The organism is Roseateles sp. P1_C1_2 (assembly GCF_056406535.1).
In genome coordinates this window covers 78,384-104,148 of the sequence record NZ_JBFUAB010000018.1, presented here as the reverse complement: position 1 = coordinate 104,148, position 25,765 = coordinate 78,384, and the positions used below count along the sequence as shown (strand labels likewise).

Below are 25,765 nucleotides of genomic sequence, written 5' to 3'. Positions count from 1 at the left end.
CGGTCGGTGGCGCCTGTCCGCAGTCAAGACCATGCACATCGTCCTCATCGGCCACGGAATGGTGGGCCAGAAATTTCTCGAGTCCCTGGCGGAAGGCCCTGCCGCGGCCGACGTGCAGGTGACGGTGCTGTGCGAGGAACCGCGCCCGGCCTACGACCGCGTGCACCTGTCCGAGTTCTTCTCGGGCAAGTCGGCCGAGGACCTGTCGCTCGTCCCGCCAGGCTTCTTCGAGAAGACCGGCTTCAAGTTGCGCCTGGGCGCCAAGGCCGTGGCCATCGAGCGCCGCGACCACAGCATCACGCTGGCCGACGGCGAGGTCGTCCACTACGACAAGCTGGTGCTGGCCACCGGCTCCTACCCCTTCGTGCCGTCGGTGCCGGGCCGTGACCGCCCGCATTGCCATGTCTACCGCACCATCGAGGACCTGGAGGGCATGCAGGCCAGCGGCAAGGTGTCCAAGACCGGCGTCGTCATCGGCGGCGGCCTGCTCGGCCTGGAATGCGCCAAGGCGCTGCGCGACATGGGCCTGCAGACCCATGTCGTCGAGTTCGCGCCGCGCCTCATGGCCGTGCAGATCGACGAGGGTGGCGGCCGCGTGCTGCGCCAGAAGATCGAAGACCTCGGCGTGCAGGTGCACACCGGCCGCAACACGCTGGAGATCACCGACGGCGCGATGGCCCGCCACCGCATGGTGTTCGCCGATGGCACCTGGCTGGAGACCGACATGATCGTGTTCTCCGCCGGCATCCGCCCGCGCGACGAGCTGCCCCGCCAATGCGTGCTGGCCATCGGCCCGCGCGGCGGTGTCGTCGTCGACGACCACTGCCGCACCAGCGACCGCAATGTCTACGCCGTCGGCGAGGTCGCGGCCTGGAACGAGCAGACCTATGGCCTCGTCGCGCCCGGCTACGAGATGGCCCGCGTCGCGGCCCGGCACATTGCGGGCGATGCCGCAGCCGCCTTCCCCGGTGCCGACCTGTCCACCAAGCTCAAGCTGATGGGCGTGGACGTCGCCAGCATCGGCGACGCCCACGGCAAGACGCCCAACTGCCGCAGCTACCAGTTCGTGGACGAGCGCAAGCAGGTCTACAAGAAGATCGTCGTCAGCGAGGACGGCGAGAAGCTGCTCGGCGCCGTGCTGGTGGGCGATGCCGCCGAGTACGGCACGCTGCAGCAGATGGCGCTGAACGGCATCAAGTTGCCGGCCGACCCCGAATTCCTGATCCTGCCCAGCAGCGATGGCAAGGCCAAGGTCGGCATCGGCCCCGACGCCCTGCCCGACAGCGCCCAGCTCTGCTCCTGCAACAACGTCACCAAGGGCCAGATCTGCTCGGCCGTCGGCGACGGTGCAACGACGATCGGCGCCCTCAAGGCCTGCACCAAGGCCGGTGCCACCTGCGGCGGCTGCGTGCCCCTGGTCACCCAGGTCATGAAGTTCGAGATGGCCAAGCGCGGCATGGCTGTCAACAACCACATCTGCGAGCACTTCCCGCATTCGCGCCAGGAGCTCTACCACCTCATCCGCGTGGGCGGCATCAAGACCTTCAGCGACCTGATGGCCAAGCACGGCAAGGGCCTGGGCTGCGACATCTGCAAGCCCGCCGCGGCCAGCATCTTCGCCTCGTGCTGGAACGAGTTCGTGCTGGAGCCCAAGCTGGCCGCGCTGCAGGACAGCAACGACTACTACCTCGGCAACATCCAGAAGGACGGCAGCTATTCCGTCGTGCCGCGCATGCCCGGCGGCGAGGTCACGCCCGACGGCCTGATCGCCGTCGGCCAGGTGGCCAAGAAGTACGGCCTGTACACCAAGATCACCGGCGGGGCGCGCGTGGACATGTTCGGCGCCCGTGTCGAGCAACTGCCCTTCATCTGGGAGGAGCTGATCGCCGCCGGTTTCGAGAGCGGCCATGCCTATGGCAAGTCGCTGCGCACCGTGAAGAGCTGCGTGGGCAGCACCTGGTGCCGCTACGGCGTGGACGACTCGGTCGGCCTGGCCGTCGAGATCGAGAACCGCTACAAGGGCCTGCGCGCGCCGCACAAGATCAAGTTCGGCGTCTCCGGCTGCACGCGGGAATGCGCCGAGGCCCAGGGCAAGGACGTCGGCATCATCGCCACCGACAAGGGCTGGAACCTGTACGTCGCCGGCAACGGCGGCATGAAGCCGCGTCACGCCGAGCTGATCGCCAGCGACCTGAGCAAGGCCGACTTGCTCAAGTACATCGACCGCTTCCTGATGTTCTATGTGCGCACGGCCGACCGCCTGCAGCGCACCAGCACCTGGCGCGACAACCTCGAGGGCGGCCTGGACTACCTGAAGGCCGTGGTCATCGACGACAGCCTGGGCCTCGCCGCCGAGCTGGAAGCCCAGATGCAGGCCGTGGTGGACACCTACCAATGCGAATGGAAGACGGCCGTCACGACGCCCGAGGTGCGCCAGCGCTTCCGCTCCTTCGTCAACAGTGACAAGCCGGACGAGCGAATCATCTTCGTCGAGGAGCGCGGCCAGATCCGTCCTGCACGCCCCGATGAGCGTGCCGAAGAGCGTGAAGAAGAAGCCACGGCCTGATCAAGGAAACGACATGACCTACACCCCCATCTGCAGCGTCGACGACATCCTGCCCAACACCGGCGTGGCCGCCCGCGTCGGCGACCGCCACGTGGCCGTGTTCCGCGTCGGTGCCGAGAGCTTTCACGCCATCGACAACATCGACCCGCGCTCGGGCGCCAGCGTGCTGGCCCGCGGCCTGGTGGGCAACCTCGGCGAGCGCATCGTCGTCGCGTCGCCCCTCTACAAGAACCATTTCGACCTGAGCACCGGCGAGTGCCTGGAGGCGCCCGAGCAGTCGGTGCGCGCCCATGCCGTACAGGTGCAGGACGGCCGCGTGCTCGTCGCGCTGCGCTAACGAATATTTGATTGGCGAAAGAGGAGACAAACCATGGCCTACGTCGTACCCACCGAGTTCGTGACCAAGATGGTCGATTCAGGTGAATCCAAGCTGCTGATGTCGACCCGCGACACGTTGATCCGCTCCTACATGGCGGGCGCCATCCTGGCGCTGGCGGCGGCGTTTGCGGTGACGGTCAGCGTCAACACCGGCAACCCGCTGCTCGGTGCGGTGCTGTTCCCGGTCGGCTTCATCCTGCTCTATCTGATGGGCTTCGACCTGCTGACCGGCGTGTTCACGCTGGTGCCGCTGGCCGTGCTGGACAAGCGCCCCGGCGCCACCTGGGGCGGCGTGTTCCGCAACTGGACGCTGGTGTTCTTCGGCAACTTCGCCGGCGCGCTGACGGTGGCCGTCTTCATGGCCATCATCTTCACCTTCGGCTTCAGCGAGGCGCCCAATGCGGTGGGCCTGAAGATCGGCACCATCGGCGAAGGCCGCACGGTGGGCTATGCGGCCCACGGCGCCGCCGGCATGCTGACGCTGTTCATCCGCGGCGTGCTGTGCAACTGGATGGTGTCGACCGGCGTCGTCGCGGCCATGATGTCGACCTCGGTGTCGGGCAAGGCCATCGGCATGTGGATGCCGGTCATGGTGTTCTTCTACATGGGCTTCGAGCACAGCATCGTCAACATGTTCCTGTTCCCCTCGGGCCTGATGCTGGGTGGCAAGTTCACGATCATGGACTACCTGATCTGGAACGAGATCCCCACCGTCGTCGGCAACCTCGTCGGTGGCCTGACCTTCGTCGGCCTGTCGCTGTACTCGACTCACTACAAGACCGCACCGCAGCGCGTTCTCAGCTGAGCAGGCGATGGCGGCGGCGGCCCTGAGCATCAAGCTGGGCCAGCACTCCGAGGCTGGCGCCAAGCCGTTGAACCAGGACTTCCACGGCGCGGCCCTGCCGACCGACGCGCAGCGCCGCTCGCGCGGCATCGCGCTGGCGATTGCCGACGGCATCAGCAGCAGCCCGGTCAGCCAGGTCGCCAGCGCGGCCGCGGTGCGTGGCTTCCTCGAGGACTACTACGGCACCTCTGAGGCATGGACGGTGCGCCGAGCCGCCCAGTGCGTGCTGGCCGCCACCAACGGCTGGCTGCATGCCCAGACCCAGCGCAGCGACGGCCGCTTCGACAAGGACCGAGGCCATGTCTGCACCTTCAGCGCCCTGGTCTTCAAGGGCCGTGAGGTGCATCTGCTGCACGTCGGCGACACGCGCGCCTACCGCGTCCACCCGACCGCGCTGGAACAGCTGAGCCACGACCACCGCGTGCGCCTGGACGGCGGCCAGACCTATCTCGGCCGAGCGCTGGGCATCAGCCCGCATCTCGAGATCGACCACGCCTGCTGGCCCACCGAGGTCGGCGAGACCTATCTGCTGGCCACCGACGGCGCCTATGAGCATCTGGACGCGGCACTGGTCGTCAACACCGTCAGCCGCCACGGCATGGACCTGCAGGCGGCCGCCCAGGCCCTGGTGGCCGCGGCCCTGGCACGTGGCAGCCAGGACAACGCCACCGTCATGCTGGCCCGCGTCGAGTCCCTGCCCGACCAGCTCAGCCCTCCGGTGCGGCGCGAGCGCTTGCGCCTGCCACCACGGCTGGTGCCACGCATGGAGTTCGAGGGCTATCGCGTCATTCGCGAGCTCTACACAAGCGCACGCAGCCAGGTTGTGCTGGCCGTCGATGCCGAAGGCCGCGAATGGGCGCTCAAGCTGCCCTCGGCCGAGATGGGCACCGACCACCGCGCCCTGGACCGCTTTGCGATCGAGGAGTGGGTGGCCCGGCGCGTCGACAGCCCTCACATCATCAAGGCTGCGCCGGCCGAAAAGCGGCGCGAGCATCTCTTCACCGCAATGGAGTTCATCACCGGCCAGACGCTGGCGCAGTGGATGACGGATCACCCCAAACCCGGCCTGGACGAAGTGCGCCAGCTCGTCGACCAGATCGCCCGCGGCCTGCAGGCCCTGCATCGCAAGGAGATGCTGCACCAGGACTTGCGGCCCGAGAACCTGATGAYCGACCGCCAGGGCACCGTCATCCTCATCGACCTCGCCTCGGCCCATGTGGCGGGCCTGAACGAGGGCCTGGGCGACGCCCGCGCCACCGACATCGCCGGCAGCCTGCAGTACACGGCGCCCGAATACTTCACCGGCGACGGCGGCACGCCGGTGTCCGAACTGTTCTCGCTGGCCGTGCTGGCCTACCAGATGCTGACAGGCGCCCTTCCCTACGGCTTGCAGGTGCCGCTGGTGCGCGGCCCGCGCGACCTGCACAAGCTGCAGTACGTGCCGCTGCGCACCCGCCGCCCCGACCTGCCCGAATGGCTGGACCGCGTGCTGCGCAAGGCCTTGCAGCCCCAGCCGGCGCGGCGCCAGCAGGCGCTGTCGGAGTTCGCGCACGACCTCTACGCCCCCGGCCCCGAATTCATGAGCCGCGACCGCACACCGCTGCAGCAGCGCCACCCGCTGCTGTTCTGGCGCGTGCTGACACTGGGCTTCGGGCTGTCAACGCTGCTGCTGCTGGCGCTGAGGGCGACAGGCCGTTAGAGGCCTCTGTTACATGCTGGGCACGGCCTCGTTCCCATGGAGTGAAGAGGCTTCACCCCCAACCGAGGGAAGCACCGGTGGTCGTCGGCCACGAATGTGTTTCAGAATGTGCTCATCCCCGCAGCGCGCACCGAAAGTGCTGCACCGCAGGTTCGCGGTGGGGGCGTGGAGAGCATGAATGGGCAGTACGCCTTGGTTTCTGGAGAGCGTGGGCGCCGACGGCTCGCGCGTCACGCATCGCATCGACCGGTTGCCGTTCAGCGTGGGTCGCGATCTGGGCAACAACCTGACCATCGAGGCGCAGGGCCTGTCGCGTCGGCATGCCGAGCTGCAATTGGATGATCAAGGCAGCCTGCAGGTGGTCGACCTGGGCAGCACCAACGGCACTTTCGTGAACCACGAGCGCCTGAAAGGGCCGCGGCAGCTGGCGCCCAACGACATCATCCATTTCTGCAGTGCCGAGTTCCGCCTGACCCACGACGAGACATTGGCCGCAGCCACCGTGGCAGAGCCGCGGCCGATGCGCACAATGGTGGTGTCGCCGGGCAGCAACCCGCTCAGCCAGCACTTCGTCCGCCAGGAGGCGCAGTTCCTGGAGTTCCTCGCCGGCCGCGGCCTGACCGGGGCGGCCCAGCCCATCGTCGACGCCCACACAGGCCAGTTGTTCGCCTACGAACTGCTGGGCCGCTGCACCCACCCCGAGCTGCCCGGCTCGCCCATGCATCTGTTCAAGATGGCCGCCACGTTGCGGCGCGAGGCCGAGTTGAGCGAGGCGTTCCGGTCGCACGGCGTGGCGGCGCTGGCACCCAAGGCGCAGGGGCTGCACATCTTCGTCAATGCCCACCCGAGCGAGACCTTCACGGAAGAGTTCTTCCAGTCCCTGCATGGGCTGCTGGCGCTGCCTGTGCCTCCCAAGCTGGTGGTGGAGGTGCACGAAAGCGCGGTGGTCGAGGTCGACCGCATGCGCGAGCTGGCCGAGCGCCTGAACGGCATTGGCGTGGCCTTCGCCTATGACGACTTCGGCGCCGGCCAGGCGCGCCTGAACGAGATCGCCGAGGTGCCGGCGCACTTCGTCAAGTTCGACATGGGCATTGTGCGCAATCTGCATGAAGCCAGCGAGCGCAAGCAGCGCATGGTGCGCGACCTGGTGCGCATGGTGCTGGAGCTGGGCTCCATTCCCTTGGCCGAAGGCGTGGAGCAGGAGGCCGAGGCCGAGATCTGCCGCGACATGGGCTTCCGCCTGATCCAGGGCTATCTGACCGGCAAGCCCATCATGCTGGACAAGCTCTAGCGGTTGTCAGCTTCCCCCGCGCACGGTGCGCAACAGCACCGCCACGCAGGCCACGAAGCCCAGTCCGGGTATCAGCGCCAGGGCACTCACCAGCAGGCGCTTGGCGCCGCCCCAGTCCCAGTCGGCCGTCGTGCGCCAGACGCCAAAGGCGCCGATCAGGCCGATCAGCACGGCCAGCGCCTTGAAGCTGCCCTTGCCCAGCGACGGTATGAGTACCAACAGGATCGCCAGGCCCAGGGCGCCCAGCACCAGTGCCACATGCCCGGCGTGCAGCTGAAAGCGCGGCGGCGGCGCGGCCTCATCCTCATCGTGGGCTTGCGGCGCGCGGCGCGAGGATGCTGTGCGTGGCTCCGTACGGGACATGGGCGCGGCAGCGGCAGCGGGCACGACTGCCGGCGGCATGGCTGCGGCCCTGGCCGCCAGCCGGGCATTCAGAAGCTCGGGCAGGCGCTTCAGGTCGGCGCCGAGCTGGCGCGCCAGCGCCATCACCTCTTCGGAGTCCGCCGGCGTGGGCAACATCAGCGCCAGCGCTTCCGGCTGCTCCACACAAAGTTCCGGCGTGCGGGTGCGGGCCAGCTGCATGACGGCCTTGGCGGCCACGTCGTCGCGCGGTATGCCGATCTCGTCCCACAGCCGCACGGCCAGCCAGAGCAGGCTGCGCTTGCTGCCCGCTGCGACGGCCCGCATCAGCAGCTGCGGTATGCGCACCTGGTTGCGTTGGCTGGCAGGATCCGTGAGCTTCTTGAGCGTTCCGTCAGGGAGGCGGCGCACGCTCTTGGTGTAAAGGAAGTCGGCCAGGAAGCTCAGCCCATCCATGTCGTCGGCGGCCGCCGCCTCTTCGAGCAGTGCCAGGCCGCGCTCCATGTCGACCGGCAGGCCACCGATGCCGCGCAGCAGCATGTCGCCCATCACCGCCTTGGCGATGACCTGTCCCTGAGCGGCGGAGAGCTCCAGCCATTGCACAGCGAGGCGGGCGCGCGCCAGCGAGAGGGAACCGGGCGCGTGGATGAAGCGGCTCGCCAGGTCGAACTGCGCCTTGGAGCTCCCGGCGATGGCAAGCTCCACCAATTGCGGCTCGATGCCGGCGGCCTGGGCCGCCTCCTTGGTAGAGGCCACGAGTGCGGGATCGGCCGCCACGGTCCCGGCCGCCATCCCAGCCGGAATGGCCGCGGCGCGCTCCGCTTCGGCATCGACGGCCGCGAGCAGGTCGGGCGCGCCACGCAAGTACTGGAGCAGCTGCGCCTGCCAAGGGCGCTGTGCCACCGGCACCTTGGCCAGGCAATACCGGATGCGCCTGTCCTGCGCGGGGTCGGTGCCACTGAGCTGCGCCAGGGCGCCGCCCAGGGCGGGGTTGGGGGCAGCACAGCGGCCGTCGGCGGTCAGCAATGCCCAGATGGTCAGGGCCTCGGGCAGGCGCCTGGGCGCGAGGCGCCGGCACTCCTGCCAGGCCGCCGGCCAGTCCTTGCGCGACACCGCATCGTCCAGCCGCGCCGTGTGCGAGGCGGTCGAGGCGGGGTCGAGCTCGAGCACATCGCCGTTGGCCAGGTAGACGACACCGTTCTGGCCGTCCATCACATGCAGACCCAGGTCGTTGGCCTGCACGACGGCATGGTTGAAGCTCACGGTGAAGCGCTCGTCGCGCGCCCACAGGCCGATGTTGTAGTAACGGTCGTTGTCGGGCTGCGTCTCCAGCGTCCTCAGGCCATGGTCGTAGATGTCGGCCGGACCGTCTTCGGTGTCCGGCCAGCGCGCGGCCAGCGCGCGCGCCAGGGCGAGAAAGCGCGGCTCGGGCGCGGCACCGGGGTTGCGCTCGACCTCGGTGAGCTGGGCCTGGGCCTGCATCACGTCGCTGGGCAGGGGTCGGTCGGCGGGCTGTGCCCAGGCGGTCAAGGTGAAGCTCATGGGGCTCCCGGTGGATACAGACCGCAGGATATGCGGCTTGCCTGCCTCAGCGCCTGCGCCCTGCCACGGCCGAGCCCACGACCACGAGGGCTGCACCGGCCCAGAAGCTGATGGGCAAGGCCGTGCTCAGCCACAGCGAGGCGAACAGCGCCGACAGCAGCGGCGTGGCATTGGCCGCCAGACCCAATGCACCCACGCTGCCATGCAGGATGGCCAGGTTCCACAGCGCATAGGCCGCACCGACGGCACTGCCCGCCAGCAGCACTTGGGCCACGGCCGGCAGGGACCAGTGCATGACGGAGGAGCCGGGCCGCAGCGCATGCAGCACCCAGAACGCCACGGCACTCAAGGCCATGAAAAACCAGACACCGTTGCAGCCCTGGGCCAGCCGGCTCGTGGCGACGCAGTACAGCGCCCAGGTGATGGCAGCGCCCAGGGCCAGTCCATAGCTGCGCGGGTTGCCCGCGGCATGGGCGAGGAAGCCGGTCAGCGTGAAGCCTCTGGCCGGCATGCAGGCGACGACGACGCCGGCGAAGGCCAGGGCGAGACCCACCAGCATCACGGCGCCGACGCGCTGGCGCATCGCGAGGGCGGAGCACACCACCGTCAGGCTGGGCCAGAGGTAATTGACCATGCCGACCTCGATGGCCTCGCTGCGGCTGCGGGCCAGACCCACGGCCAGCGCAAAGCAGAGCTGGTAGCCGACGAAGAGCGTCGCGCCCAGCAGCAGATAGGCCGGCGGGAAGGCCTTCAGCGGCGTGCGCTTCGTCACCGCGAACAGCAGCAGCGCGCTCAGCGTGTACAGCACGGCTGCACCGCCGGTCGCCCCCAGATGCTCGGTGATGCCGCGCATCGTGCCGACCGACGTGCTCCACAACAGGATGGCGCCCAGGCCCATGGCCAAGGCAGCGCGCGACGAAACAGCCACTTCAACAACTCCCCGGGCAGACCGGGGAGTCGGTCATGCGCTCAAACGTCCAGACCCAGCTCCTGGATCTTGCGCGTGATGGTATTGCGGCCGATGCCGAGCTTCTGCGCGGCCTCGATGCGGCGGCCGCGCGTGATGTCCAGTGCGGTCAGGATGAGCTGGGCCTCGAATTTCTTGGTCAGCGCATCCCAGACATCGGTCTCGCCAGCCGCCAGGCGGGCGCGGGCGTCGGCCGCCATGTCGGCCAGCCAGCCTTCACCGCTGCTGGTGCTGGCCGGTGCGGCGGCCGGCAGAGGCGCCGCGGCGCTGGGCTGCGCCGTCGGGGCGCTCGTCATCGCCGTCGTCGACGGCGCGGCGACATAGCCGGGCTGAACCTCATCCGGCAGGTCCTTGGGCTCGACGACCTGGCTGGGCGCCATGACGCTGAGCCAGTGGCAGATGTTCTCCAGCTGGCGCACATTGCCGGGGAAGTCGAAGTTGGTCAGCACGACAAGCGCCGCGTCGGACAGACGCTTGGCCTCGACACCCAGCTCCGTCGCGCTGCGCTGCAGGAAATGGCGGGCCAGCGAGGGCACGTCCTCGCGGCGCTCGCGCAGCGGTGGCAGGCGCAGGCGGATGACGTTGAGGCGGTGGAACAGGTCCTCGCGGAACACGCCCTGGCGCACGCGGTCTTCCAGGTTCTGGTGGGTGGCCGCGATGACGCGCACATTGCTGCGCATCGGGCTGTGGCCACCGACGCGGTAGAACTGGCCGTCGGACAGCACGCGCAACAGCCGCGTCTGCAACTCGAAGGGCATGTCGCCGATTTCGTCGAGGAAGAGGGTGCCGCCGTCGGCCTGCTCGAAGCGGCCGCGCCGCGAGGCCTGGGCACCGGTGAAGGCGCCGCGCTCGTGGCCGAAGAGCTCGCTCTCCAGCAGGTCCTTCGGAATGGCCGCCGTGTTGATGGCGACGAAGGGGCCTTCGCCGCGCGGGCTGTGCTTGTGCAGCGCACGCGCGACCAGCTCCTTGCCCGAGCCGCTCTCGCCCGTGATCATCACGGTGACATTGCTTTGCGACAGGCGCCCGATGGCGCGGAAGACGTCCTGCATGGCGGGTGCCTGGCCGAGCATCTCGGGCACTTGTGCGGCGGCTTCCTGTTCGCCCGCCTCGCGCTGGCTTTCTTCCTGGGCGCGGCGGATCAGCTCCACGGCGCGTGGCAGGTCGAAGGGCTTGGGCAGGTATTCGAAGGCGCCGCCCTGGAAGGCCGACACGGCGCTGTCCAGGTCGGAATAGGCCGTCATGATGATGACGGGCAGGGCCGGCAGGCGCGCCTTGACCTTGGCCAGCAATTCCAGGCCCGAGCCGCCGGGCATGCGGATGTCGGACACCAGCACTTGCGGACTGTCGTCCTCGAGAGCGGCAAGCATGTCGCGCGCATTGCTGAAGCTGCGCACCGGCAGCCCTTCGCGGGCCAGGGCCTTCTCGAGCACGAAGCGGATCGAGTGGTCGTCGTCAACAACCCAGATGGATTTCATGCGGTTCCTCAGCCCTTCCCGTCGGCTTGTGGCGTCAGGGCAAGGGCAGCGTGATTCGGAAATTCGTCAGGCCCGGCTCGCTCTCGCAATCGATCATGCCCTGGTGCTGTTGGGCGATCGTCTGCGCGAGCGTGAGTCCGAGTCCCGAGCCGCCCTCCCGCCCTGAGACCAGGGGAAAGAAGATGCGATCCCGGATCTCGGCGGGGACGCCGGGACCGTTGTCCTCGATATGCAATTCCAATGCCAAGCGCCAGCGCTGCTTGCCGATGGTCACCTGCCGGGACACCCGCGTGCGCAGCACGATCTCGGCGTCGCCGGCCGCGATGCGCGAACCCAGCACCTGGGCGGCGTTCTGCACGATGTTCAACACCATCTGGATCAGCTGCTCGCGGTCGCCGCGGAAGTCGGGCAGCGAGGTGTCGTAGTCGCGCGGGATGACCAGGCCCTTGGGATGCTCGATGAGCACCAGCGCCCTCACCCGCTCGCAGATCTCGTGGATGTTGACGTCGCCGACGACATGGGCACGGCGGTGCGGGGCCAGCAGGCGGTCCACCAGGCTTTGCAGGCGGTCCACCTCATGGACGATGACCTGGGTGTATTCGGTCAGCTCGGGGTTGCCGTCCTGCAGTTCCAGCGCCAGCAGCTGGGCCGCGCCGCGGATGCCACCCAGCGGGTTCTTGATCTCGTGGGCGAGGTTGCGCGTCAGCTCCTTGGTGGCCTGGACCTGGTCGAGGCTGCGCTCGTCACGGTCCTGGCGAGCCTGCTGGGCGATCTCGATCAGCTCCACGGCCACGCGCGGGGTGCCGTCCTCTGCCGCGTCCATCTGCGACACGATGACGTGGACCGGCAGCCCGTCCTCGTGAGCCCAGGAGCCGCGGCGCAGCAGCGCGTCGAAGCGGCTGCTGGAATAGTGATTGGCAGCGACACCGGCCAGGGTCTCGATGAGGCGCTGGGCGTCATCGAACCAGTCGGGCAACTGGGCCTTCTGCACGCTGCGGCGCGACAGCCGCATGACGTTCTCGAAGGCGGCATTGGCGAACAGGCATTCGCCTTCGGCGCTGGTGACGACGACCATGGTCGCCAGCAGATCCAGGCCGGCGAACTCGGCCGGCAGCAAGGGGGTATCAGTCATGGCGCACATCGGCGCCGGGCCGATGACTAAGGCAGTTTGGCGATCTCGCGCTTGAGCGCCTGGACGTCGGACTCGTGGCGGGCGATGCTGTCCTTGAGCTCGGCCATGCGGTCCAGATACTTCTGGTAGTTGCGCTCGTCGCCGCGGCGCTCGCCCTGGCCGTTGTTGAATTCCTTCTGTGCATTGGCGAGGCGCTCTTCGGCCTGGCGCAGCTCGGTCTGCAGCACGCGGCGGCGCTCGTCGTCGCGGGCGCGCTGCTGGCCGGCATCGACACGGCTTTCAGCACCGCGCGGCACCTCGGCCACCGGCGCGGCCGCGGCCCGCGGCTTGGGCGCCTGCAGCACGGTGATGGGCGTGCCCTCGATCGTGCGGCAGCCCTTCTCGTTGGCTTCCTTGGCCGACAGCGCGTCGGTGTAGAGCACCGGCGGCCCGGGGCAGCGGTAGACCGTGCCCTGGGCTTGCGCGCCCAGGCTGGCCAGAACGAGCAGCGGTGCCAGCAGTCGATTCAGCATGGCGGGATTGTGGCCCAGACACGTCAACGAAAAAGGGGCCGCAGCAGCGGCCCCCTTCAGCGGGGATGACAAAGGCAGCGTGAGTGCTGCCCATGGCCATCACAGCGCGTAGTACATGTCGAACTCGACCGGGTGGGTCGCCATGCGGAAGCGCGTCACTTCCTGCATCTTCAGCTCGATGTAGGCATCGATATAGCTGTCGGTGAACACGCCACCCTTGGTCAGGAAGGCACGGCCCTTGTCCAGGTAGTCCAGGGCCTGGTCGAGGCTGTGGCAGACGGTCGGGATCTTCGCGTCTTCTTCCGGCGGCAGGTGGTACAGGTCCTTGGTCGCGGCTTCGCCCGGATGGATCTTGTTCTCCACACCGTCCAGGCCGGCCATCAGCAGCGCGCTGAAGGCCAGGTAGGGGTTGGCGGAAGGATCCGGGAAGCGCGCTTCGATGCGGCGGCCCTTGGGGTTGGCGACGTAGGGGATGCGGATCGAGGCCGAGCGGTTCTTGGCCGAGTAGGCCAGCTTGACCGGGGCTTCGAAGCCGGGCACCAGACGCTTGTACGAGTTCGTACCCGGGTTGGTGATGGCGTTCAGCGCGCGCGCGTGCTTGATGATGCCGCCGATGTAGTACAGCGCGAACTCGCTCAGACCGGCATAGCCGTCACCGGCGAACAGGTTCTTGCCGTCCTTCCAGACGGACTGGTGAACGTGCATGCCGCTGCCGTTGTCGCCGACCAGGGGCTTGGGCATGAAGGTCGCGGTCTTGCCGTAGGCATGGGCGACGTTCTGGATGATGTACTTCTGCAGTTGCAGCCAGTCGGCGCGCTGCACCAGCGAGCTGAACTTGGTGCCGATTTCCATCTGGCCGGCGTTCGCCACTTCGTGGTGATGCACTTCGACCGGGATGCCCATCTGCTCAAGGATCAGGCACATCTCCGAGCGCATGTCCTGGCCGCTGTCGACCGGGGGCACGGGGAAGTAGCCGCCCTTGACGGTGGGGCGGTAGCCGCTGTTGCCGTGCTCGTATTCCTTGGAGGAGTTCCAGGCGCCTTCTTCGGACTCGATCTTGAAGAACGAGCCGGACATTTCATTGCCCCAGCGCACGCTGTCGAAGATGAAGAACTCGGGTTCCGGGCCGAAGTAGGCCGTGTCGCCCAGGCCGGAGGCCTTCAGATAAGCCTCGGCGCGCTTGGCGAGCGAACGCGGGTCGCGCTCATAGGCCTTGCCGTCGGCGGGGTCGACGACGTCGCAGGACAGGATCAGCGTCGGCTCTTCAAAGAAGGGGTCGATGTTGGCCGTGTTCGGATCGGGCATGAGGAGCATGTCCGAGGCTTCGATGCCCTTCCAGCCGGCGATCGAGGAGCCGTCGAAGGCGTGGCCCGAAATGAACTTGTCTTCGTCGAAATGGGAGACGGGCACGGAGACGTGCTGCTCCTTGCCACGGGTGTCGGTGAAGCGGAAGTCGACGAACTTGACTTCGTTTTCCTTAACGATGCTCATCACATCGGCGACGGTCTTGGCCATCAATAGCTCCTAGCGGGATCGGACAGGGGTGGGATGCCGCCACCGACGCACACGCGCCAGCGGCCACGGGGGTATTCAAAGCAGGTTGCATGCCAGATGCACCGACATGGGTTGCTGCCCGGCAGCGCCGGGCATTATGTGGCGGCCCCGGTTACGGCGCGAGAACTATCGCACCAGCTCGGTGCTGATGGTTGCACCAAACTGGATCACGCCCCGCTTCAGGGCGTCATAGGCGCTGTCGAGGCGTTCTGCATCGCCCAAGCCGATCGACGGGCCGCTCCCTAGATCGGCTGCGCCCCCTCGGGGGGCCGACTGCGTACTCGCAGGCGGGGGGCCCCACTTCACGCCCAGCTCGATGCAGCGGCCCCACTGCGGGTGGTCGACGCTCGGCAGGCTGAAAACCTTGATGCCGGTGAACTCGGCCTCGACGGCTTCCATCAGAGGCGTCAGGCTGGCTTCCATCGCACCCTGGACGATCAGGGAGCGCTCGATGACGCCGACCTGGCGGTGCAGTTGCGGGAAGCGATCCAGCACCCAGGCCATCATCGGATGGGCCATGACGGGGAAGCCCGGCACGAAGTGGACGTTGCCGACGAAGAAGCCGGGGATCTTGTTGAAGGGGTTGGGCACGATGCCGGCGCCTTCGGGGAAGACGCCCATCTCGAGGCGGCGCAGCGTGTCGGGCTCGTCGAGCGTGACCGTCTTGCCCTGCTCGGCGGCCATCTGCTGGATGCGCTGCCAGATCAGCTCGCGCGCCTCGGGGTGCAGGGCCAGTGGGCGGCCCAGCGCGGCGGCCGCCGACTGGCGGGTGTGGTCGTCGGGCGTGGCGCCGATGCCGCCGCAGCTGACGATGAGGTCACCGCTGGCGAAGGCCTCGCGCAGCTTGGTGACGAGTTGCTCGCGGTCGTCACCCAGGTATTGGGCCCAGGAGAGCTGCATGCCGCGCTCGGACAGCAGCTCGATGAACTTGGCCAGGTGCGAGTCCTGGCGCTTGCCGGACAGGATCTCGTCGCCAATGATGATCAGTCCGACTTGCATGCGTTTCAGTTCTCCAGGAGGACCGCAGATTCGGCCACCGGCTCCGCCGCCCTTCGCGCCTGCAGGGCCGCCAGCGCGTAATGCGTGAACCAGGCGGTGGAGAAGGCGAACACCAGCGTGTAGAGCCAGATCGCCAGCAGCACGACGAAGGGGGCGAAGATGATGGCCGTCACGCCTGCAACGGCCCAGATCAACGACGGCACGGCGCCGAGATACCCGCAGACGACCCCGATGGCCAGCATCGGGATGCGGTGTTCCTTCAACAGTGCGCGGCGCTCCTCGGCCGAGGCATGGTCGGCCAGCACGTCGAAGCCGAAGACGCGGTAGGTCAGCCAGCCCCAGATCAGCGGTGGCAGCACCATCACCAGCGGCGGGATCAGCCACAGCGGCATGGACAGGATGATGAGCACCAGCGCGATGAAGGTGGCGCCGAGCGAGGCGGCGACGCTCTCCAGCAGCGTGCCGCCGCGCTTCTTCTCCAGCAACGGGAAGCGGCGCTGCGCCACCAGCCGCACGATGGCCGGCGTCATCAGCAGTGCGACCAGCAGCAGGCTCAGCAGGATGACGACCGGCAACACGCCGGCCAGCACGACGATGGCTGCCAGCGCGCTGCGGAAGGCCTGCAGGCCGAAGGAGTCCAGCCATTGCAGCAGGCTCTCGATGAGATGCCAGCTCTCCAGTGTCGCGCGCACGCCGGCGATCGCGCCCTCCCAGAAGAAGAACATGAAGCCGAACACCAGCACACCGCAGATGACCAATGGCAGCAGCGACAACCCGATGACGCGCGGGTGCAGGCAATAGGCGGCGGCGCGCCAGAAGGAGTCGACAAGGCTTTGCATCAAGCAGTTTTCCTGAACGAGCCAAACAGGCGGGTCAGCCCCAGCCATTGCTGATGCCAGAAGCCGCGGCCGTAGTCGCGGCCGCCCTCCTCGGGCAATTGGTCGCGCACGCCGGTGGCGTCGAAGCGGTTCTCGAAGTTGGCGGTGCGAAACAGCAGGTCCCACAGCGGCAGCAGCACGCCGAAGTTGTGGCCGCCCAGCGTGCCGCGGCCACCCGATTCATGGCCGATGCCGATGCTGTGATGCAGGCGGTGAAAGCGCGGGCTGATCAGCAGCTTTTCACCGATGCGGCCGAAGCTGATGCGCGCGTTCGCATGCTGCAAGCTTTCGTGCAGCTGGGTGATGACGGTGATGGCGACGAACTGGCCCGGCTCCACGCCGATCAGGCGGGCCAGCAGGGCCAGCGCGGTGCCCAGCAGCACGTCGTCCAGCAGGTGATTGCGGTTGTCGCTCCACATCGTCATCTGGCGCTGGCTGTGGTGCAGGCTGTGCAGGGCCCACCACCAGTTGAACTGGTGCTGGGCGCGGTGCAGCCAGTAGCCGACGAAGTCGAAGACGACGAGATACAGCAGCAGGCTGACCCAGCCGATGTCGGTGACGCCGGGCCAGATCGCATCGAGCTGCCAGGTCTGCAGCCCGGCCATGCGCAGTTCGCTGGCGATGCCGTCCCAGACCGGCTCGATGCTGAAGAACATCAGCAAGCGCACGAGGCCAAGGCGGTGGATCAGTGTGTAGATGACATCGGTGCGGACGGCCCCGTGGTCGGTGACGGGCTCGACCGGCCAGCGTCGCTCCAGCATGCCGATGCCCAGCAGGATGACGGCGATCTGCACCAGGCCGAGCAGCAGCCAACCGGTCGCGTCGAAGGCGTCCTCCAGCAGATTGCCCAGCCCCAGGCCGAACACCACCGGCTGCACGATGGACTCATAGAGCCACAGCTGCGCAGCGTCGAAGATGTTGGAGATCCAGTCGATCACGGCTTGCGGGCGTAGGTCTTGGTGCCCGACTTCAGGGCGACCTTGGTTTCAACGGTCTTGAACAGGCTGGCGAAGCGGGGATGCTCGCGCAGCGGTGCAAAGCATAGGCCCCGCTGCTCCAGGCCCGTCATCAGCGGCTCCAGCACCGCGGGCGCCCAGGGGTCCTGGCGCTCCCAGATGCCCAGGTGGGCGATCAGGATGTCGCCCTGCTTGATGTCGCGCAGCGCCTTCTCGAGCAGCTGGGCGTTGGGATTGCTCTGGCTGGGCAACTCGTCGCCCAGAAAGCCAGCGCGGCTCCAGCCCACATGCGTGAAGCCGCAGGCCTTGGCGGTGTTCAGCAGCGCCGTCGACGAACGCCCGGCCGGCGCGCGGAAGACGGGGCCCAGCGGCTTGCCCGTCATGGCCGTGAAGCGTTCGCCCACCTTCTTCAGGCTCTCGCAATACTGCTCGGGCGTGACCTCGCGCACGACGGGCGGATTGACGCCGGCCTGCGTCTTCACCTTGAAGCGCACCACCTTGCCGTCTGCGTCCAGCACGTCTTCCATGAAGATGTCGTGGTCCCAGGTGTGGGAGCCGAAATCATGGCCTTCGGYGGCGCGCTCGCGCCACCAGGGCGCCCAGGTCTCGTCCAGCGTCGTGCCGCCGGTCAGCGTGGGCTCGCTGGCGAGGAAGAAGGTCGCCTTGGCGTTGTGCTTCTTCAGCGTCTCGGCGATCAGCGGCGCGACACCCATGTGGCCGGTGTCGAAGGTGAGATAGACCGGCTTGTCGCAAGACGGTTGCGCCGCGGCCGTCGTGACCGTAAGAGCCAACAGCAGCGCCTTCAGGCGTGTTCGACCTCGGGACCAGCGCTGGGCCGCTCCCGAGCCGGCCCGCGGGCGATGTGCTTGCGGCTCAACGCCGCAAGCATCGCCGTCCCCACGGGGGACCGACCGGGCACGCCCGCGTTCAGCGGGACGAGACTGGGCGAGGGGCATCACAGCCTCGGCTGGTGATCCAGCGTCCAGATGCCGTGCGGCGACTTGCCCACCTTGACCTGCTTGACGACCTTGCGCGTGGCGGTGTCGATCTGCGTGAGCTTGCCGGCCCAGCGCGAGGTGACGAGCAGGGTCTTGCCGTCGGTCAGCAGTTCCATGTCGTCCGGCCCGGCCGGTGCGGGGAACTGGTCGACGACGGCCAGCGTCGTCAGGTCGATCTTGCTGATGGTGTTGGCCGCGCGGTTGCTGACCAGCACATGGCGCTTGTCGCCCCAGGCGCGGAAGGAATGGGCGCCGGCGCCGGTCAGGATGCGCTTGGCGAGCTTGGGCGCGCCGGCACCGCTGACGTCCCAGACCTCGACGAACTTGTCGCCCGTCAGGCCGACGAGCAGGAAGCGGTCATCCGGCGTCAGGTAGATGTCGGCCGGCATCTTGCCGACGGCCTGCTTCCACTTGATGTTCTGCGTCGCCAGGTCGATGGCCAGCAACTCGTCGCTGTCCTGCAGGCTGGCATAGAGCGTCGTGCTCTTGCTGTCGATGTTCAGGTGACTCGGCGTCTTGGGCGCCGGGATGCGCTTGACCAGTTGCAGCGGCTCGGTGGCGGCGCTGCCCTGCCAGCGATAGAGGTCGACGCGGTCCAGCCGGTTGGAGGCGGTGATGAACCACTTCATGTCCGGCGAGAAGCGCAGGTGATAGGGGTCGGGGATGCCGCGCACGACACGCTGGACCTCGGCCGTGCGCGGGTCGATGAAGGTCAGCGAATCAGCCAGCGCATTGGCGACGATGAGGGACTTCTCGTCGGGCGACAGATAGAGGTGGTGGGGCTCCTTGCCCGTCGGGATGCGCTTGACGACGGTGAAGCTGACCGGGTCGACGACCGAGATGTCGGCGTCCAGGGAATTCAGCACGAAGACCGGCGGGCGGCCATTGCTCTGGGCATTGGCCTGGGCCACGCCGGCCAGGACCATCAGGAGCGCGAACGCGCTGCGACGAAACATTCCAGGAGTCCTTAAAAGCAAAAAGGGCGGCAGCCGCCGCCCTCCACAACGTCGCAGTTTACCGGGGCGTCTACTCGTCATCGCCTCCAAGCAGCCCACCCAGCAGTCCGCCGCCGGCAAAACCACCGAGAACCGAGCCCTCTTCCTTGTGGCCGCCCATCTGCGGCGCCGCCGCGAAGATGCGCGAAGCCAGGCGCGAGAAGGGCAGGCTCTGCAGCCAGACCTCGCCCGGGCCGGTCAGCTTGGCCAGGAACAGGCCTTCGCCGCCGAACAGCGCCGTCTTGATCTTGCCGACGTACTGGATCTCGAAGTTGACGTTGGGCGTGTAGGCCACGACGCAACCCGTGTCGACCAGCAGGGTCTGGCCCGGCTGCAGGCTGCGGCGCACGATGGTGCCGCCGGCATGCACAAAGGCCAGGCCGTCGCCCTCCAGGCGCTCCATGATGAAGCCCTCGCCGCCGAAGAAGCCGGCCGACAGCTTCTGCTGGAAGGYGATGCCCAGGGAGACGCCGCGCGCCGCGCACAGGAAGGCGTCCTTCTGGCAGATCAGCGTGCCGCCGAGGGCCGCCAGATCCATGGGGATGATCTTGCCCGGGTAGGGCGCCGCGAAGGCCACGCGCTGCTTGCCAGCGCCGTTGTTGGTGTAGATCGTCGTGAACAGCGATTCGCCCGTCAGCAGGCGCTTGCCGGCGCCCAGCAGCTTGCCGAGGAAGCCGCCCTGGTTGGCCGAACCGTCGCCGAAGACGGCATCCATGCCGATGGACGAATCCATGAAGAACATCGAACCGGCCTCGCCGATGGCCGCCTCGCCGGGATCGAGTTCGATCTCGACGAACTGCATCTCGGCACCCTTGATCTCATAGTCGACAACATCCATGGCCATGGCGGCTCTCCCGTATAAAAAAAACGGTGCGCATGATAGCCACGGCTGGCGCCTTCAAATCTTATTTCTGTGTTGACAGAAATTACAGACGGCGTACGCTTGCGGCCATGGAACTCACCGACATCGCCCGCCGCTTCATCGTCCACTGGGGCGAAATGGGCTCCAGCTGGGGCGTGAACCGCAGCGTCGCCCAGATCCACGCCCTGCTCTTCGTGCACGGCCAGCCCCTGCATGCCGAAGACATCGCCGACACCCTGGTGCTGGCCCGCTCCAACATCAGCAACAGCCTGAAGGAGCTGCTGAACTGGCGGCTGATCCGCGTCACCCATGTGCTGGGCGACCGACGCGATTACTACGAGACCTCGGGCGATGTCTGGGAGCTGTTCCGCACCATCGTGCGCGAGCGCAAGGAGCGCGAGTTCGACCCCACCGTCGCCCTGCTGCGCGAGCTGTCGCGCGACCCCGGGCTCGACAAGGAGTCCCCCGCCCTGCAGGACCGGCTGCGCAGCACGCTGGATTTCATGCAGACCCTGGGCAGCTGGAGCGACGAGATGCTGCGCCTGTCGCCGGCCACGCTCGAGAAGATCCTGCGGCTGGGCGCCCAGGTGCAGCGCTTTGTGCGGCCGGGGGATGCGATCCAGGCGGCCGATGCTGCGGCACCCAATGTCTTTCCCGTCACGCCACCGATGCCGCCCATGGGGTGACCAACGGGCGCCCCGGTCGGCGCCCTTTTTTTGCCTCTCAATTTCACTTTAAACAGAAATAACCGCCGTGACTGCAAACACCCCGCCCGTCCACACCGTCTATTTCGATGGCGCCTGCCCGCTGTGCCGCGGCGAGATGGCCCTGCTGGAGGCGCGCAACAGCGCCGGCCTGCTCGAGTTCATCGACATCGCCGCACCCGGCTTCGATGCAGCAGCACTGGGCGTCAGCCTGGACGCGATGCTGCAGCTCATCCACGTGCGCCGGCCCGACGGGGGCTGGCTCATCGGCATCCCGGCCTTCGAGGTCATCTACGCGGCCACCGGCTTCACCAACGTGGCCCGCTGGCTGCGCCGCCCCTGGTTCGCGCGCCTGGCCGCACGGGCCTACCCCTGGCTCGCCAAGCACCGCTACCAGATGCCCCACACGCTGGTGCGAACCGCCTTTCGCATCCAGGAGCGCGCCTGCCCGGTCGACGGCGCCTGCCGCATTCATTGACTCAACCAAGGAGAGAAAACCATGTCCGAACTGAACTTTTCCCTGACCCTCGTCATCGCCGTCCTGGGTCCCATGCTGGCCATCGGCTATATGCAGCCCATCCTGCTGGTGGTGCTGGACTCGCTGTGCATCGAGCCCCTGCCGGGCAAGGTCGGCGCCCACTTCTGGGTGCGCAGCGCCTATGTACTGGCCATCGCCGGCACCCTGGTGCTGGCCCTGACTTTCGGCGACTTCCACGGCAGCACGCTGGACGCCGTGCACCGGGCGTTGTGGCTGACCGCGGCCGGCAGCTTCGTCAGCATCGCCATCATCACGCGCCGCGTCTGGGCACCGACGCAGGACAAGCTGGCCCGGCAGCAGCTCGCCTTGTTCAAGCCCCTGGGTCCTGTCGCCACAGCGGCGGCCCGCACGGGAGGCTGAGCCATGAAGGTGCTCGTCATTGGCGCGGGCGGTTTCGTCGGCCGCCACCTGCTCACGGCGCTGGCCGCGGCCAGGCATGAAGCGGTCAGGGCCGACCTCCACCCCGTGGATTGCTGGGACCTGCCCGAAGCCTGGGAGACCCAGCTCAAGGGCGTGGACGGCGTCGTCTACACCGCCGGCTGCCTGCGCGACCAGGCCGGCGGCGTGAGCGACCTGCTGGACCTGATGCACCACCGCGCGCCGGCTGCGCTGGCCGACGCCTGCGAGGCCCGCGGCATCACGCGACTCGTGCATGTGTCGGCGCTGTGCGGCGGCGTCAGCGCCTATGCACGCAGCAAGCAGGCCGGCGAGATCGCGCTGGCCGGGCGCGCCTGCATCGTGCGGCCCAGCCTCATCATCGGCGTCGGCGGCATCAGCAGCCGCCTGCTGGACCGGCTCAGCCGCCTGCCCTGGCTGCCCCTGCCGGCGGCTGTCGCCCGCTGCCGCGTGCAGCCCATCCGCGTCGAGGATCTGGCGGCCGGCATCGTGGCGGCGCTGGCCGTCCCGCAGGCCCCGTCATGGACCGCCGTCGGCCCCGAAGCCGCCACGGTCGCCGACTGGATTGCGCGCCGCCGCGCCGCCCGCGGCCTGAGCCCCGCACGCCAGGTCGAACTGCCCCACGCCCTGACCCGCGCCTCGGCCCGCCTGGGCGACCTCATCCCCCTGGGCCCCTGGTGCAGCACGGCCCTGGACCTGCTGGCCCACGACAGCGCCGAGCCCGCAGAAGCCTCGCCGCTGGGCCGGCCGCTGCGCAGCGCGATGGAAGGCGCCTGGACATGACGGCTTCCCGGCTCTCGCTCTGGGCTTGAGACCGACTATGGGCCTTTGCTCGCGCCGGGCGCGCAAGCGGGCCTGCCCTTGCCCGCGACCCATTCGACCGCCTGTTCGAGCAGCCTCACATGCGAGGGCTCTGCATAGCTTTCCGGCCGGTGGCCGATGGCGGAGTAAAAGGAACGGCCGCGGCCGACGCAGCGGGTCCAGGCGATGGGGTGGTCACCCATGGCCAGGTCGCCGGGCGCGTAGCTGCGCTCGTCGAGCGTCGCCAGCACGGTCGCGCCGCTGCGCGGGTTGTTCTTGAACGAGTACCACTCGTCCTTCATCGTCCAGCCGCTGCCCAGGCCTGCAGTGATGGGGTGGGTGGCGTCTTCGACGACGACACGGGCGTCCTGGAACTGCGGGTTGCCCGGATGGCCCTTGAAGCGGGCGCCGACCAGGGTGTCGAGGTACCAGTCCCAGAAGGCCTCCGGGTCGCCGGCCGAGCCGTGCATGCCGACATAGCCGCCGCCGTTCTCCACAAAGGCCCGAAAGGCCGCGCGCTGGGAGAGCGTCAGCACGTCGCCGCTGACGTTGTTCCAGACGACGACGTCGAACTGCCGCAGCAGGGCCGGCGTCATCGCGCCGCCCTTGTCCGTGAAGCTCAGCGACCAGCCGCGCTTGCTGGCCATCACCTGGAGGGCCGCGTGCGCGGCGTTCACCGAAGGGCCGTCGCGAAAGCCGTTGATCTTCTCGAACACCAGCAGTCTGGGCGAGCCCGGGCCGATGCTGAGCTGCGGCGGGTCGTTGTCGTAGCGGGCGCAACGGGCGGCGCGGTCTGCATCGGTCACGGCCACGGCGCGCAGGGCGGCGTCGAGCCGTGCCAGCGGCGGGAAGTCGGGCCTGTCGGCCAGGGAGCGCACCCGCAGGATGGCCGAGAAGGTGGGCGCCTCGGTGCCGCTCAGCCAGGCATCCAGCGAGCGCGCGCCGGGCCAGGCCTTTTGCAGCGCGTCGACCGCGGCGGGCGACAGCAGGACGTCGATGAGGGGGCTGTCGATCGAGAAGGGCGCGTCGCGCAGCGGGCAGTCCTTCACCGGCTCGGCCAGCGCCACCGCGGCATGACAAGCCAGCAGGACCGCCGCTGCGGCGCCCCKAAAACCGGTGGCAACGACGTTCATCATCCGTTCACTCCTGACTGCCTGGCGAGACGCCCGCGCCGGAGGGTATCAATCTTCAACCGCCAGGGCCAAAGGCCCACGCCGCCGGCGCTGTGAGGCCGATCAGGCGGTCGCGACGCGAAAGCGCGACGCCGCGTCGCGCAACTGCCCAGCCCGGTCTTCCAGCAACGAAGCGGACGCCGCCGTCTCCTCGACCAGCGCCGCGTTCTGCTGCGTCGTCGAGTCCACCTCGCGGATGGCCGCGGCCAGCTGGCGCACCTGGTCGGCCTGTGACGAAGACTGGCTGCTGATGTCACCGACGATGGCGGCCACGCGGTGGATGGCCTGCACGATCGCGCCCATGGAGCCACCGGCCTGGGCCACATAGGCCTCGCCCTGATGGACGGTCTCGATGGAGGCGGTGATCAGCGTCTTGATCTCGCGCGCGGCCTCGGCCGAGCGCTGGGCCAGCGAGCGCACCTCGCTGGCGACCACCGCGAAGCCGCGGCCCTGCTCACCGGCGCGGGCGGCTTCGACGGCGGCGTTGAGCGCCAGGATATTGGTCTGGAAGGCGATCGAGTCAATGACCTGGATGATGTCGCCGATCTTGCGCGAGCTGGCGGTGATCTCCTCCATGGAATCCACGGCGCGCTGCACGATGGCGCCGCCGCGGCCGGCCAGGTCGGCTGCGCCCTGGACGAGGTCGTGGGCCTCTCGGGCACTGCTCATGTTGTGGTCGACGGTCTGCTCCAGCATGCCGGTGCTGGCGCTGGTCTGCTCGACAACCGATGCCATGGCGTTGCCACGCGCGGACAGGTCCTGGTTGGCGCCCGAGATCTGCGTGGCGGAGCTGGAGATGTGCTCCGCGCCGCTGCGCACCTCGTGCACCAGACGGCTCAGGCGCTGCATGGCCTCGCGCATGGCGTTCGTCGCCAGCACGACCTCGTCGCGGCCGTCCAGGGCCGGTGTTTCGCTGAGGTCACCCGCGCCGAGCGCCTCGATGCGGCGGCCCAATGCCGCACAGGTGCTGCGCGATGCCAGGTAGTAGCTCACCAGCGCGTAGACGGCGATGGTCACAAAGCCGACGGCCAGGATCATGGCCGTCCAAAGGTCGCGCGTCAGGCGCTGGACCCGCGCCTCGACCAGCTCGGCCAGCTTGGCCTCGGCGGCACGCTCCAGCTTGTCGGTGGCGGCGATCTGTGCCGTGCCGAGGGCGAACCACTCGGCCGCATCGACCTTGGGCGCCTCGCCCAGTACAAAGCCCTGGGCGAACTTCTCGCGATAGTCCTTGCGGATGCGATCGGGCAGCTGAACGTCCAGGCCCTTGACGGCGTCGGGATTGGCCGCGGCGACGCGGTTCAGCGCGCCGGTCAGGCGCGTCAGATATTCCTCGGCCAGCGTGTCGGCCTGATGCAGGCGCTGCAGCACGCCTTGGGGCGGCGTGCCCATCTGCGCGGCCGCGGAACCCAGGGCGCGCATGCGGCCGACGGCATCGCGCAGATGCGGCAAGGCGTCGGTCACGCTCAGCATCAGGTAATAGGTGTCGGCATCGGGGTCCAGGGCCAGATTGGACTCGGACGAGGCCTGCTCGACGAGGGACTGGACGCTGTCGGTCAACGCAAAGCTGGCCACGATGACGGCCTCGGGCTCGGCCGCACCGAAGGCGACCAGGGCCTTGGCCTTGGCACGCGCAGCGGCCAGGCCGGCAGCGAGCTTGAGCGGATCCTGGTCGGTGGCGATCTCGCGTTCCAGCGCCTGGGCCTGACTGTCGAACTTGGCCAGGGCCTCGTCACGCTTGGCCTCGGCGCCGGGCGTCTTGGCACTCAGGCCGATGGAGGTGCCGCGCAGCACCATGGCCGCGTTCAGCAGGCCGCTGACCTGGCGCACCTGGGCGACACCGACCAGTTCCTTGGCCGAGAAGTCACGGGCGTCCGAGCGGTCGCCCGCCAACGACACCAGCAGGTAGACCAGCGGGATCGCGAAGCACAGGCAGACGATGAAGAACTTGTGCGCCATCGGCAGTCGGCGCATCAGCCTCACGGCGGGTAGGAAGACAAAGTTCATGCGACTCATCCCTATTGCTAATGCGCCAGCTGTGCGGCGCTGGATCGGGAATGTAGTCAGGCCAAGCCCCTGATTCAGGGGACAAGTTCACAGACACGCGTCTATCCCCGTGCAAGCGTGGAATTGTTGCCATGGCGCCCCA

Annotated in this window: 23 protein-coding genes; 9 read left to right on the top strand and 14 right to left on the bottom strand. The window is 68.2% G+C overall.

The window, feature by feature from the left end:
- The first annotated feature begins 31 nt into the window (after nt 1-31).
- From nirB to AC1D2H_RS18765, 5 genes are all read left to right on the top strand, one after another.
- Entirely contained in the window at nt 32-2,566 is a 2,535-nt protein-coding gene (nirB, locus tag AC1D2H_RS18785; RefSeq protein WP_478012025.1) for a nitrite reductase large subunit NirB, read from the top strand.
- A 13-nt stretch (nt 2,567-2,579) separates the two neighbouring features.
- Nucleotides 2,580-2,903 (top strand): nitrite reductase small subunit NirD, encoded by a 324-nt coding sequence (gene nirD / locus AC1D2H_RS18780; RefSeq protein WP_477929428.1) that lies wholly within the window; start codon nt 2,580-2,582, stop codon nt 2,901-2,903.
- 33 nt (nt 2,904-2,936) lie between these two features.
- Nucleotides 2,937-3,749 (top strand): formate/nitrite transporter family protein, encoded by an 813-nt coding sequence (locus AC1D2H_RS18775; protein WP_478012024.1) that lies wholly within the window; start codon nt 2,937-2,939, stop codon nt 3,747-3,749.
- Between the two features lie 7 nt (nt 3,750-3,756).
- Nucleotides 3,757-5,487, top strand: a complete 1,731-nt coding sequence (locus tag AC1D2H_RS18770) for a bifunctional protein-serine/threonine kinase/phosphatase (protein WP_478012023.1) — start codon at nt 3,757-3,759, stop codon at nt 5,485-5,487.
- Between the two features lie 178 nt (nt 5,488-5,665).
- A complete protein-coding gene (locus AC1D2H_RS18765; protein ID WP_478012022.1) occupies nt 5,666-6,778 on the top strand; it encodes an EAL domain-containing protein in 1,113 nt (370 codons plus the stop codon).
- A gap of 6 nt (nt 6,779-6,784) precedes the next feature.
- Here the strand turns inward: AC1D2H_RS18765 and AC1D2H_RS18760 are convergent, their stop codons facing one another.
- The 12 genes from AC1D2H_RS18760 to AC1D2H_RS18705 form a co-directional block, all read right to left on the bottom strand.
- A complete protein-coding gene (locus AC1D2H_RS18760; protein WP_478012021.1) occupies nt 6,785-8,680 on the bottom strand; it encodes an SEL1-like repeat protein in 1,896 nt (631 codons plus the stop codon).
- Between the two features lie 46 nt (nt 8,681-8,726).
- Complete coding sequence (gene yddG, locus AC1D2H_RS18755; RefSeq protein WP_478012020.1) at nt 8,727-9,608, bottom strand: aromatic amino acid DMT transporter YddG; 882 nt, start codon at nt 9,606-9,608, stop codon at nt 8,727-8,729.
- Nucleotides 9,609-9,649: 41 nt separating this feature from the next.
- Nucleotides 9,650-11,122 carry a nitrogen regulation protein NR(I) gene (ntrC, locus tag AC1D2H_RS18750; RefSeq protein ID WP_477929415.1) on the bottom strand — a complete coding sequence of 491 codons (1,473 nt, stop codon included), beginning with the start codon at nt 11,120-11,122 and terminating at the stop codon, nt 9,650-9,652.
- 34 nt (nt 11,123-11,156) lie between these two features.
- Nucleotides 11,157-12,254, bottom strand: coding sequence for a nitrogen regulation protein NR(II) (gene glnL / locus AC1D2H_RS18745; protein WP_478012019.1), 1,098 nt, complete (start codon nt 12,252-12,254; stop codon nt 11,157-11,159).
- Nucleotides 12,255-12,280: 26 nt separating this feature from the next.
- The gene (locus AC1D2H_RS18740) at nt 12,281-12,766 is read right to left on the bottom strand and encodes a hypothetical protein (protein WP_478012018.1); all 486 of its coding nucleotides are present in this window, start codon (nt 12,764-12,766) and stop codon (nt 12,281-12,283) included.
- A 99-nt stretch (nt 12,767-12,865) separates the two neighbouring features.
- A complete protein-coding gene (glnA, locus tag AC1D2H_RS18735) occupies nt 12,866-14,281 on the bottom strand; it encodes a type I glutamate--ammonia ligase (protein ID WP_477929408.1) in 1,416 nt (471 codons plus the stop codon).
- 165 nt (nt 14,282-14,446) lie between these two features.
- Entirely contained in the window at nt 14,447-15,319 is an 873-nt protein-coding gene (locus AC1D2H_RS18730; protein ID WP_478012017.1) for a competence/damage-inducible protein A, read from the bottom strand.
- Nucleotides 15,320-15,324: 5 nt separating this feature from the next.
- A complete protein-coding gene (locus tag AC1D2H_RS18725; protein ID WP_477929405.1) occupies nt 15,325-16,158 on the bottom strand; it encodes an EI24 domain-containing protein in 834 nt (277 codons plus the stop codon).
- Nucleotides 16,158-17,132 carry a sterol desaturase family protein gene (locus AC1D2H_RS18720; protein WP_478012065.1) on the bottom strand — a complete coding sequence of 325 codons (975 nt, stop codon included), beginning with the start codon at nt 17,130-17,132 and terminating at the stop codon, nt 16,158-16,160. The genes AC1D2H_RS18725 and AC1D2H_RS18720 overlap by 1 nt, the downstream gene beginning before the upstream one ends.
- Nucleotides 17,132-17,944, bottom strand: coding sequence for a polysaccharide deacetylase family protein (locus tag AC1D2H_RS18715; RefSeq protein WP_478012016.1), 813 nt, complete (start codon nt 17,942-17,944; stop codon nt 17,132-17,134). The genes AC1D2H_RS18720 and AC1D2H_RS18715 overlap by 1 nt, the downstream gene beginning before the upstream one ends.
- Nucleotides 17,945-18,108: 164 nt before the next feature.
- The gene (locus AC1D2H_RS18710; RefSeq protein ID WP_478012015.1) at nt 18,109-19,107 is read right to left on the bottom strand and encodes a YncE family protein; all 999 of its coding nucleotides are present in this window, start codon (nt 19,105-19,107) and stop codon (nt 18,109-18,111) included.
- Nucleotides 19,108-19,177: 70 nt separating this feature from the next.
- Nucleotides 19,178-19,990: a TIGR00266 family protein gene (locus AC1D2H_RS18705; protein WP_478012014.1), complete on the bottom strand. Its 813-nt coding sequence runs from the start codon at nt 19,988-19,990 to the stop codon at nt 19,178-19,180.
- A gap of 107 nt (nt 19,991-20,097) precedes the next feature.
- Between AC1D2H_RS18705 and AC1D2H_RS18700 the strand changes: the two genes are divergently transcribed.
- From AC1D2H_RS18700 to AC1D2H_RS18685, 4 genes are all read left to right on the top strand, one after another.
- Nucleotides 20,098-20,694 (top strand): GbsR/MarR family transcriptional regulator, encoded by a 597-nt coding sequence (locus tag AC1D2H_RS18700; protein WP_478012013.1) that lies wholly within the window; start codon nt 20,098-20,100, stop codon nt 20,692-20,694.
- Between the two features lie 67 nt (nt 20,695-20,761).
- A complete protein-coding gene (locus AC1D2H_RS18695; protein ID WP_478012012.1) occupies nt 20,762-21,190 on the top strand; it encodes a thiol-disulfide oxidoreductase DCC family protein in 429 nt (142 codons plus the stop codon).
- A gap of 21 nt (nt 21,191-21,211) precedes the next feature.
- Nucleotides 21,212-21,610 (top strand): hypothetical protein, encoded by a 399-nt coding sequence (locus tag AC1D2H_RS18690; protein ID WP_478012011.1) that lies wholly within the window; start codon nt 21,212-21,214, stop codon nt 21,608-21,610.
- Between the two features lie 3 nt (nt 21,611-21,613).
- Nucleotides 21,614-22,429 carry a sugar nucleotide-binding protein gene (locus tag AC1D2H_RS18685; protein ID WP_478012010.1) on the top strand — a complete coding sequence of 272 codons (816 nt, stop codon included), beginning with the start codon at nt 21,614-21,616 and terminating at the stop codon, nt 22,427-22,429.
- 35 nt (nt 22,430-22,464) lie between these two features.
- On the opposite strand, the gene AC1D2H_RS18680 is transcribed toward AC1D2H_RS18685, so the two are convergent.
- Together AC1D2H_RS18680 and AC1D2H_RS18675 are read right to left on the bottom strand one after the other, a co-directional pair.
- Nucleotides 22,465-23,583 (bottom strand): ThuA domain-containing protein, encoded by a 1,119-nt coding sequence (locus AC1D2H_RS18680; RefSeq protein WP_478012009.1) that lies wholly within the window; start codon nt 23,581-23,583, stop codon nt 22,465-22,467.
- Nucleotides 23,584-23,682: 99 nt separating this feature from the next.
- Nucleotides 23,683-25,623 carry a methyl-accepting chemotaxis protein gene (locus tag AC1D2H_RS18675; RefSeq protein WP_478012008.1) on the bottom strand — a complete coding sequence of 647 codons (1,941 nt, stop codon included), beginning with the start codon at nt 25,621-25,623 and terminating at the stop codon, nt 23,683-23,685.
- Nucleotides 25,624-25,765 lie beyond the last annotated feature (142 nt).